This window comes from Rhizobacter sp. P3_C12 (assembly GCF_056402735.1).
This window is the reverse complement of the sequence record NZ_JBFUGW010000058.1, coordinates 17,388-28,017: the sequence shown is the minus strand read 5'-3', so window position 1 is coordinate 28,017 and position 10,630 is coordinate 17,388. Positions and strand designations below refer to the sequence as shown.

Annotated in this window: 7 protein-coding genes; 4 read left to right on the top strand and 3 right to left on the bottom strand. The window is 70.4% G+C overall.

Features of this window, described 5'->3' with window-relative positions; all coding sequences use genetic code 11:
* The 3 genes from AC1DXV_RS12035 to AC1DXV_RS12025 all read left to right on the top strand — a co-directional run.
* Nucleotides 1-1,990 (top strand): translocation/assembly module TamB domain-containing protein (locus AC1DXV_RS12035; RefSeq protein WP_477933733.1); only part of this gene is annotated, 1,990 nt, incomplete at its 5' end.
* A 149-nt stretch (nucleotides 1,991-2,139) separates the two neighbouring features.
* A complete protein-coding gene (locus AC1DXV_RS12030; RefSeq protein WP_477933731.1) occupies nucleotides 2,140-4,770 on the top strand; it encodes an ExeM/NucH family extracellular endonuclease in 2,631 nt (876 codons plus the stop codon).
* A 141-nt stretch (nucleotides 4,771-4,911) separates the two neighbouring features.
* Nucleotides 4,912-5,142: a hypothetical protein gene (locus tag AC1DXV_RS12025; protein ID WP_477864775.1), complete on the top strand. Its 231-nt coding sequence runs from the start codon at nucleotides 4,912-4,914 to the stop codon at nucleotides 5,140-5,142.
* A gap of 22 nt (nucleotides 5,143-5,164) precedes the next feature.
* Here the strand turns inward: AC1DXV_RS12025 and AC1DXV_RS12020 are convergent, their stop codons facing one another.
* On the bottom strand, nucleotides 5,165-7,402 hold the full coding sequence (locus AC1DXV_RS12020; protein ID WP_477864776.1) for a rhamnogalacturonan lyase family protein: 2,238 nt from the start codon (nucleotides 7,400-7,402) through the stop codon (nucleotides 5,165-5,167).
* A 42-nt stretch (nucleotides 7,403-7,444) separates the two neighbouring features.
* Nucleotides 7,445-9,196, bottom strand: a complete 1,752-nt coding sequence (locus AC1DXV_RS12015; RefSeq protein WP_477933729.1) for a DUF6055 domain-containing protein — start codon at nucleotides 9,194-9,196, stop codon at nucleotides 7,445-7,447.
* A gap of 101 nt (nucleotides 9,197-9,297) precedes the next feature.
* Between AC1DXV_RS12015 and AC1DXV_RS12010 the strand changes: the two genes are divergently transcribed.
* Complete coding sequence (locus tag AC1DXV_RS12010; protein WP_477873754.1) at nucleotides 9,298-9,507, top strand: hypothetical protein; 210 nt, start codon at nucleotides 9,298-9,300, stop codon at nucleotides 9,505-9,507.
* A 143-nt stretch (nucleotides 9,508-9,650) separates the two neighbouring features.
* Here AC1DXV_RS12010 and AC1DXV_RS12005 read toward each other — a convergent pair whose 3' ends face one another.
* Complete coding sequence (locus AC1DXV_RS12005) at nucleotides 9,651-10,526, bottom strand: helix-turn-helix transcriptional regulator (RefSeq protein ID WP_477873755.1); 876 nt, start codon at nucleotides 10,524-10,526, stop codon at nucleotides 9,651-9,653.
* Nucleotides 10,527-10,630: the final 104 nt, after the last annotated feature.

Sequence of the window (10,630 nt, the reverse complement as noted above, 5' to 3'; positions counted from 1 at the left end):
AGCCAGCGCCCCGCCCGCAGCTGCAGCGGCCGCCTCGGCCCCCGCTCCCGCCACCGGCCGCACGCTGGTGCTGATCACCRCTCGCGGCGGCCTGAGCGGCGCGCCGTTCGACGGCTCGTCACTTCACCCCGCCCCCGGCAAGCCGCCGACGCCGCTGAACTGGAAGGGCACGCTGCAGCAGGCCGAGGTGCGCAGCAGCCAGCCCGGCAGCACGCCGTGGCTGCTGGCGCAGAACGTCGATGTGGAGGTGCAGGCGGGCGACGCGCCGTGGGCCAGCGTCTCGGCCGGCCGGGCCGACATCCTCGGCGCCGGGTTGCGCTGGGACGCCATCCGCTGGCAGGCCGGCCAGGGCGTGCAGACCCAGCAGCTCGACGTGCAGGCCGAACTGCAGCCGGTCGCGATCGCGCCGCTGTTGCGCCGGCTGCAGCCGGATTTCGGCTGGGGCGGCGACCTGCAGATCGGCGGCAGGATCGTCGTGCACCAGGCGGCCGAGTTCAGCGCCGACATCGTGCTCGAACGCGTGCGCGGCGACCTGTCGGTGACCGACGAAACCGGCACGCAGCCGCTCGGCCTGACCGACCTGCGGCTCGGCCTGAGCGCGCAGGACGGCGTCTGGAACTTCACGCAGGGCCTGGCCGGCAACCAGCTCGGCGTGGCGGCCGGCGCGATCGTCGTGCGCACCTCGGCGAAGCGCGCCTGGCCCGAGCCCGAGGCGCCGGTGCAGGGCGTGCTCGAGGCGCAGGTCGCCAACCTCGGCACCTGGGGCGCGTGGGTACCGGCCGGCTGGCGCCTGGGCGGCAAGCTCGGCACCACCGCGACCATCGGCGGGCGCTTCGGCGCGATCGAATACACCGGCCACATGAAGGGTTCCGACCTGTCGGCGCGCAACATCCTGCAGGGCGTCAACGTGACCGACGGCGAGGTCGACATCGCGCTGCAGGGCGACAACGCGAAGATCAACACCTTCCAGGCGCGCGCCGGCAACGGCACCGTCAAGCTGAGCGGCGCGGCCGAGTTCGGCGAGAAGCCGCACGCCAAGATGACGCTGGTGGCCGAGCGCTTCCAGCTGCTGGGCCGGGTCGACCGGCGCATCGTCACCACCGGCCAGGCGCAGGTGGAGCTCGACCGCGACAACCTGAAGGTCGACGGCAGCTTCAAGGTCGACGAAGGCCTGTTCGATTTCAGCCTGTCGAGCGCGCCCAGCCTGTCGGGCGACGTGGTGGTCGTGAACCGCACCGCCGACATCGAGGCCACCACGCCGACCGGCGCGCCGAGCAACCGCAACGTCGCGGTCGACCTGACGGTGAACCTGGGCCAGGCGCTGCGGCTGCGCGGGCGCGGCATCGACACCCGGCTGGAAGGCGAGCTGAAGCTGACGACGCCGGGCGGCAAGCTGGCGCTGAACGGCAGCGTGCGCGCGGTCGACGGCACCTACAACGCCTACGGCCAGAAGCTGGACATCGACCGCGGCGTCATCACCTTCACCGGCACGCCGGAGAACCCGCGCCTGGACATCGAGGCGACGCGGCCGAACACCGACGTGCGCGTCGGCGTCGCGATCACCGGCACCGCGCTGACGCCGCGCGTGCGGCTGTTCTCCGAGCCGGAGATGTCCGACATCGACAAGCTCTCGTGGATGCTGCTCGGCCGCGCGAGCGACGGGCTGGGCAAGTCGGACACCGCGCTGCTGCAGCGCGCGGCGCTGGCGCTGCTGAGCGGCGAAGGCGGTGGCGCCGACCCGCTGAAGGTGCTGGGCATCGACGACCTGTCGGTGTCGCAGAACACGAACAGCGCGACCGACGTGCGCGAGACGGTGGTGTCGCTCGGCAAGCAGCTGTCGCGGCGCTGGTACGTCGGCTACGAGCGCAGCCTGAACGCGACCACCGGCAACTGGCAGCTGATCTACCGCATCGCCCAGCGCTTCACGCTGCGCGCGCAGTCGGGGCTCGACAACTCGCTGGATTTCATCTGGACGCTGCGCTGGCAGTGAACGTGCTGGCCGTGAAATTGCAAGTACCCCCCGTGTCACGACGCTGACACGCCGGCAGCGCAACCTGCGCGGCTTTGCCGGCCGCCCCTCGCGGTCGCGGTGCTCGGTTGAAGTTGCGGACGGAAGTTCCGCGAACAGGGAGAACTTGCATGTCGAACCATTCCAAGTGGCACGCGTCCTGGACCTCCGGCGTCATCGTCGGCCTGCTGGCCGCGCTGTCGGCCTGCGGCGGCGGTGGTGATGACGCTCCCGCCCCCGGCGCAGGCAACCCGCCCGTCACCACCTTGCCGGACTGCCCCGCCGCGCCGAACACGCTGCGCGACATCACCGCGGTGCAGGGCCCCGGCGCGCTGAGCCCGTTCGACGGCCAGGCCGTCACGGTGCGCGGCGTCGTCACCGCCGATTTCCAGGGCGACGAGCAGCTGAAGGGCTTCTTCCTCCAGCAGCCGGTCGCCGATGCCGACCCGAAGACCTCCGAAGGCCTGTTCGTCTACGCGCCGGGCGGCGCCGACGTGAAAGTGGGCGACTACGTGCAGGCGAGCGGCACCGTCAGCGAGTTCAAGAGCGGCAGCACCGACCCCGAGCGGCTGACCGAGTTGGCCACCGTCACCGCGATCAGCACCTGCGGCGCCGGCCCCAGCATCGCCGCGCGCGAGATCACGCTGCCGCTGGCCAGCGCCGGCGACCTCGAAGCGGTCGAGGGCATGCTGGTCGAGTTCAAGCAGACGCTCACTGTCTCCGAGGTCTACACCCTGGGCCGCTATGGCGAGCTGGTGCTGTCCACCGGCGGCCGGCTGTTCCAGGCCAACAACCACCCGGGCGACGCGACGCGCGACGCGGTGAACGCCGCGAACGCGCTCGCGAAGATCGTGCTCGACGATGGCGCCGGCATCCAGAACCCGACGCCGATTCCCTATCTCTCCGCCGCCGACACCAACGGCACGCGCCGCGTCGGCGACACCGTGGCCGGCGTGCGCGGCGTGATGACCTGGACGGCCGATGCCTTCCATGTGCACCCGGTCGCGGCCCCCGCGTTCACCGCCGCCAACCCGCGCCCCGCCGCACCGGCCGCCGTCGGCGGCACCCTGCGCGCCGGCAGCCTGAACGTGCTGAACTACTTCACGACGCTCGGCCAGCGCGGCGCCAACACCGCCGACGAACTGGTGCGCCAGCGCGCGAAGCTGGTCGAGACCATCGTCGGGCTGGATGCCGATGCGCTCGGGCTGATGGAGATCGAGAACAACGGCACCGTCGCACTCGCCGACCTGGTCGGCGCGGTCAACGCGAAGCTGGGTGCCAACACCTATGCGTGGATCGACGCCGGCAAGCCCGGCACCGATGCGATCACCGTCGCGATGATCTACAAGCCGGCGCGCCTGACGCCGATCGGCAATGCAGTGGTGCCGACCGACCCGGACTTCGCGGTCGGCGGCGGCCTGCGCCCGCCGGTGGCGCAGCGCTTCGCCGCGGTCGACAACCTCGGCGGCTTCTGGCTGGTCGTGAATCACCTGAAGAGCAAGGGTTCGTGCCCGGCGTCGGCGGCCGACCTGGATGCCGATTTCGGCCAGGGCTGCTGGAACGTCTCGCGCTTCCGGCAGGCGCTCGCGCTGCAGAAGTGGGTGGCGCAGCTCGCCGACACCTCGGGCGAGAGCGACGTGCTGATGGTCGGCGACTTCAACTCCTACCTGAACGAAGACCCGGTCAAGAGCCTGGAAGGCGGCGGCTTCGAGGAACTGCTGAAGCGCCTGCCCGAAGAGGCCCGCTACAGCTACGTGTTCAACGGCGAATCGGGCGCGCTCGACCATGCGTTCGCGAGCGAGACGCTGGGCGCGCAGGTGAGCGGCGTCACGGTGTGGCACGTCAACGCCGACGAGCCGCTGGTGCTCGACTACAACACCGAATTCAAGACCGACGACCGCTATGCGGCGACGCCGTTCCGCTCGTCGGACCACGACCCGGTGCTGGTCGGCCTGACGCTCACGGCCGACGCGCCGGTGATCGTGCCGGCGCTGGCCGCGACGCTGCCGGGCAGCGGCGTGGTGGGCACGGCCGTCAGCATCACCGGCATCGCGGCGAGCAACGGCAGCGCGCTGTCGGTCGACTGGGGCGACGGCACGGTCGAGGCCCCGGCGGTCGGCGCCACGACGCTCAGCCACAGCTATGCCGCGGCCGGCAGCTTCACGCTGAAGCTCGTGCTCACCGGCGCGGGCGGGCTGACGGCCGAGCGCAGCAGCACCGTCGTGGTGAGCGCCGCGCCGAGCAGCGGCGACACGCCGGAGCTGTTCTTCAGCGAGTACGTCGAAGGCGGCAGCAACAACAAGGCGCTGGAGATCTACAACCCGACCGCGGGCACGGTGGACCTCACGGCCTACACGGTGCGGCTGTATGCGAACGGCGGCACCGCGCCGAACACCTCGCTGCCCTTGACCGGCACGCTGGAGCCGGGCAAGACGCTGCTGCTGATCCACACCTCGTTCACGACGGCCGTCACGCTGCCGGGCGCGCTGAAGACCGGGGTCGTCAACTTCAACGGCGACGACGCGGTGACGCTGGAGAAATCGGGCACCGTGATCGACTCGTTCGGCCAGGTCGGGTTCGACCCGGGCGCCGCGTGGACCGGCGGCACGCTGTCGGCGCTGGACCGCACGCTGCGCCGCAAGCCGGGCATCGTGCACGGCAGCGTGCCGGCCGCGGCGCCGGCGGCGTGGGACCTGAGCAGCGAATGGGTGGGCTTCCCGATCGACACGTTCGACGGGCTTGGGAGCCACGTCGCGCAGTGAAGTCGGCAATGAAGTTGGCAGTGAGGTCCGCAATCGAGGGTGCGGTAACCGAAGATGTGCTGCAACAACTGCGACAGCGCTGAAACATCGGCGATACCGAGGGTTGGCATCCTTGCGGACTTCATCAACAGGGAGCCCAGAATGCACACCCCCACCGACCTCACCCGCCGTTTCATCGCCATCGCCGCCGGATCCGGCGTCCTCGCCCTCGTGCTGTGCCTGACACCGATGCTGGGCGCCAACGCCCCCGATGCCGGCGCCTTCACCGCCTCGGGCGGCCTGGTGGCCGACACCGCCCCCGCCGCACCGGCGGGCGATGCCGGCATCTACGCCGGCCCGGCGATCAACGAGTCCGCTGCCACCACGCAGTGACCTGCGGTGACCGCAGTGACCCTCACTTCGCCTGCGGTGCGTACACCTTCGGCTGCGCCGGCTTGCTCATCCCCGCACCGAGGAAGAAGCTGGTGTTCGGCGGCTGGTTGTAGGCCGAGTTCTGGTTCGCGATCGCCGAGCGGTACTGCGTGTCGTGCATCAGCGTGCGAAGCCGTTCGGTGCTCGGGATCGTCGTCGTGAAGATCATCAGCTCGCTGTTGTTGGCGTTGCGCCAGATCACCTCCTCGCGCCAGTCGCCGAACAGGTCGGCCGAGAGGTTCGGCGTCGCCTTCGTGGTGTTGTTCGACGCGGCGTTGTAGTTCGACGCCGTCAGCAGCCGGTCGATCTTCTCGGTGGCCGGATTCCACTTGTCGATGGTCGTGCCGTCGAGCAGCTCGCGCAGCAGGTCGCCATCCCAGTACACGCCGAAGTTGACGCGCGACGGACGGCGGTCCGAGATCGACTCGCCCTTCGCACTGGTCAGCCCACCCACCGTCGCCCAGCTCTCGGCGCCCGGGTAGCGCGCATCGACATCCATCACGACGCCGCGGCCCACGTCGACCCCGCCGCCCGGCAGGCTCCACAGGATCTTGCCGGTGGCCGCGTCGTGCATCTCCACGCCGTGCGCGCCGTAGTGGCCTGGCTCCTCGTGGACCATCATCACCTCCTTGCCGGGACGCGTCGGGTCGAAATCGCTCACGTGCAGCGCATCGCCATGGCCGAGGCCGGTGGAGTACAGGCCCTTGCCGCTGGAGTCGATCGCGGCGGCGCCGAACACGATGTCGTCCTTGCCGTCGCCGTTCACGTCGGCGATCACCAGGCTGTGCGCGCCCTGCCCGCGGTACGCCGAGTTGCCGCTGGTGTTGGTGTCGAAGGTCCAGCGCGATGCGAGCTTGCCGTCGCGCCAGTCCCAGGCCGCGATCACCGCGCGGGTGTAGTAGCCGCGGCTCATCACCAGGCTCGGCCGCTGGCCATCGAGGTACGCCACGCCGGCGAGGAAACGGTCGACCCGGTTGCCGTAGCTGTCGCCCCAGCTCGATACCGTGCCGCGCGCCGGCACATAGGCAGTGGTCGCCATCGCCTTGCCGCTCAGGCCGTTGAAGACCGTCAGGTACTCGGGGCCGCTCAGGATGTAGCCGGTGCTGTTGCGGTGGTCGGCGGTGGCGCTGCCGATCACGGCGCCGGTGCCGTCGATCGTGCCGTCGCCGGTCTTCATCGCGATCTCGGCGCGGCCGTCGCCATCCAGGTCGTAGACGATGAACTGCGTGTAGTGCGCACCGGCGCGGATGTTGCGGCCGAGGTCGATGCGCCACAGCCGCGTGCCGTCGAGCTTGTAGGCATCGACGAACACGTTGCCGGTGTAGCCGGACTGGGAGTTGTCCTTCGAGTTGGACGGATCCCACTTGACGATCAGTTCGTAGTCGCCGTCACCATCGACATCGCCGACGCTCACGTCGTTCGGGCTGTAGTCGTAGGCCACGCCGTCGGGCGTGGTGCCGCCGGCCGGGCGCTGCAGCTTGACGGTGAGGTACTGCTGCGGCCAGGTCGCGGTGGCGCTGCTCTGCGCCTGCTCGACGCCGTTGACGATGGCCGCCACGCTGTATTTCGCGCTCGCGCTGCCGCCGGCATCGACAAAGTTGGTGCTGCTCGCGATCGGGCTCGCGTTCAGCTTGCTGCCGTTGCGGTACAGGTTGTACGTGACGCTGTCGGCCTCGGTGCCCAGCATGCGCCAGCTGACGAAGACGCCGTTGCCGGTGGCGACGGCCACGACGCCGCGGTCGAGGAACTCGACCTGGCGTGAGCCGGCGACCGGGCCGGTGGACGGTGCGGGAGCGGGTGCTGGCGTGGGTGCAGGGGCAGGAGCAGGCGCTGGAGTGGGCGCGGGTGCCGGGGTCGGTGCAGGCGCAGGTGCCGGCGCAGGTGCCGGCGCGGCCGCCGAGGTCGCACAGAAGCCGATCGACTCGTTCGTCGCCTTCGCTGCGAGCGTCCTGTTCCACTCGACGCCACTCAAGGCCAGCGTGGACCCGCTCTGCTTCCACACGCCGTTCCACAGGTTGCCGACCGTCCCGGGCACGGTCAGCGTGCCGCTCCACTGCACCGCCTCGCTGTTCGGGTTCGAGACACGCACCGTGGCGCAGTAGCCCGAACCCCACTGGTTGTTGACCACGTAGGTCAGGGTCACCGGACTGGCGGCGTGAACAGCGGGCACGCACAGCCCCGCGACGGCCGCGCAAACGGCCAGCGGCTTGGATCGGATCATGGTCGCTTCCTCGGGGGCTGTGGAGCTCAGGGGGTCAGGGGATCAGGGCCGCCAGGTCAGTGTCGCCTTCGTGTTGATGTCGGTGGCCGACCCCACGTTGGAGGTGGCATCGACGAACCCGGAGCGGTTGCCCGAGCTCAGGTTGAGCCCCGTGCCGCGGTACTCGACGTCGCCATGCAGGTTCAGGCTGCCCGACGCGCCCTGGCTCGCCTCGAAGAAGCCCAGCGGGTAGAACGTGGTGCGCACCTGGGCCGAGCCCGACACCGAGAAGCTGTTGTTGCCCCACGGGCTACCGGTCACGCCGATCACGCTGAGCCCGCCGACCGTGCCGCCGCTGACCGAGCCGTTCGCGACGATGGCCTGGTCTTCGATGCGCGCGCTGCCGGTGGCGCTGCCGCCCGGCAGGATCGTCGCGTACGGGCCGACATACACCGACGAAGGCGTGCTCGTCGGTGCGCAGCCGCCGCCGTTGGCATGGCGCAGGGTGCCCGACGGGCAGGCATCACGCTGGCCGTTCTGGAAGCCCTGCGGCCAGGCGTTCGCCAGCTCGACCATGTACGGGTAGCGCCAGATCGATTCATACGCCTGGTCCCACACCACCGTCTTGAACACCGACGGCGTCGCGGTCACCACCAGGAACAGCGGCTCGCCTGCGTTCACCTTGAAGCTCAGGTCGGCGTCCAGCCCCTTCTGCTGCGCGCTGTAGCGGGCCGACGTGAACTGCGTGTTGGTGGCCACCAGGCCCCAGCGGAAGTCAGCATCGGAACCCGCCTGGTTGATGCCGCGGAACTTCACCGTCACCGTGGTGGCGCCGTTCGTCGGGTACAGCCGCACGACGTTGTAGCCGAAGCGCTGCGGTGCGCCGTAGAACGGCGACGCGAAGCGGCGGTTCGTCGCCCAGCTGCCGTCCAGYGCCTCSAGCGGCATCAGGCGGTGCATGCGCTCGGCCTTGTCGGTCAGCGTGATGTTGCCGTAGGTGGTRCGGAAGGTGTCGGGCGTGGCCTTGTAGTCCCACACCACGTTGTGCATCGCCCAGTCGCCCATGAAGTCGTTGAGCTGCGGCAGCGTCCAGCCGCGCGACTTCTGGATGTTGGTCAGCGGGTCGGCRCCGCTSGTGGTCCAGATCTGCGTGACCGCGCCGGGGCCGTACTTGTCCTTCAGGAACTCCATGAACTGCCAGTTGCAATAGCGGTCGCGCGTGGAGCCCAGGTAGAGGTGCGGCGCGTTCGGCAGCATCTCGGAGCAGTGCGCGTTGCCCTGGTACTCGGGCAGYTGGTGCGGCGTGAAGTTCGCGTGGCTCTCGAAGAGCCAGCCGCAGGTGTTCGACTGGTAGCACTCGAGGCCGCCGTTGTTGCCGGCCCAGGATTGCCAGCCGTGCGTGAACTCGTGCGTGAGGCCCCARTGGTCCCTCAGCGCGGCSGGGGCGATCCACATGCCGAGGTGCAATGCACGCTGGTTGTCGACCCAGGCGCCGCCGGTCAGGCCCCAATCGGAGTGGATGTGGATGGCCGGCTTGATCTTGTCCGTCTTGTTGTAGAACGGCTCGGGCATCAGCAGGTTSGAGTTGAACAGGTTCTCCCAGACGGTGTTCTCGAGCGTGTTGGCCGCGAGGGTCAGGTCGGCGTCGGAGATCGTCTCGTCGGAATAGAACGCGAAGTGGGCCGACTCCTTGACGAGCTTGAAGCTGGCCTGCTCGGGGTTCGGGCCGCCGGCGCGCCAGGTGCCCGCGGTGACCGTGGGCTTCTCGGTCGCGCCAGCGGGGGCCCAGGTGGTCAGGGTTGTGCCTTGGTCCACAGCCGGTGCGGGCGCGGGCGCGGGAGCGGGAGCCGGCGCAGGACTCGGAGCAGGAGCAGGAGCCGGCGCTGGCGCGGGTGCGGGTGCCGGCGTAGGTGCCGGTGCGGGCGCTGGGGTCGGCGCAGGCGCAGGCGCGGGAGCAGGTGTGGGCGCTGGTGCTGGTGCTGGTGCTGGTGCTGGCGCCGGGGCCGGTGCGGGAGATGGCGTCGGTGCCGGCGCAGGCGCAGGCGCATTGCCCACCGGCGGCGCCGGCGTGTCACCCGACGATCCGCCGCAGGCGGTCAAGCACAACGACATCAGCAGGCTGCTGATGCCATGCAAACGGGCGGTTCCCTTTTTCATTCTGTTCTCTCGCAGTCTCACGTCAGGCCGGAAGGCCGCGCGATTCTGGGATCGGGCCGCCGCCCAGTGTTGACCGCCCCGTGACGGAGATGCGCCCGTTTGCAACCAAACGTCAGGCGCCCGGCGCCACCTCGAGGAGCCTCCGGTCGCCGCGCCGGAACTGCCCGGGCGAGCAGCCCACGTCCCGCTGGAACGTGCGGGTGAAGTTCGACAGGTCGGACCAGCCGGCCTCGTAGGCGATCGAGGTCACCGGCTGCCGCGTGTCGCGCAGCAGGTCGATCGCGCGCAGCAGGCGCACGCGCATCAGGTACTGGTGCGGCGTGACGCCGATCGAGCGCTTGAAGACGCGCATCAGGTGGAACGTGCTCAGCCCGACGGCGGCGGCCACGTCGTCCAGCGTCAGCAGCTCGGCAGCGCGGCGCTCGATGCAGTGCGCGGCGGCCAGCGCCCGCTCGTCCTGCCGCGGCGCGATCGCCGGTGCCGCGCCCTCGTGCAGCGAACCCTGCACGATGCCGATCACCTGCAGCGCCGCCTCTTCGAGCGCGAAGCCCTCGATGCCATCGTCCGCCAGCGATCCCAGCAGCGCGGACACCCGCGGCGACGGCGGCAAGGCCGCGCGGCCGAAGCGCGGAGCCAGGCCGGGCAGGCCGAGCGCAGCGGACGCAGCGTCGAAGGCCTGTGCCGAGATCGACAGCACCACGCAGTCATCGCCGGTGCCGTCGCCCTGCTCGTGCGAGCACGCGTAGCCCTCGCCCGGGTTGCCGAGCATCAGCCAGCCGGGGCTGAGCACCGCGCGACCGGCGCGCGTGCGGTAGCCCAGGAAGCCGCGCTCGACGAGCGTGACCGAGAACGCCCGGTGCTCCTCGTCGCGGGGCCGCTCGTCGGCACCCGCGCGGCATGCGCAGCGCATCAGGTGCAGCCCGCACGCGCCGCGCAGCGGGCGGTAGTCGCGGTCGGCGGCGAGGCCTTGGGACGGAGCAGCAGGCATGGCGTGCCAGGTGTTGGGGTGGCTGCAATTCTAGGAGCCGGCGGCAGCGACAGCAGTTTTTGCCAAGTCGGCTGCGCGTGCAATGCCTACGCTGGCAGCTCCTC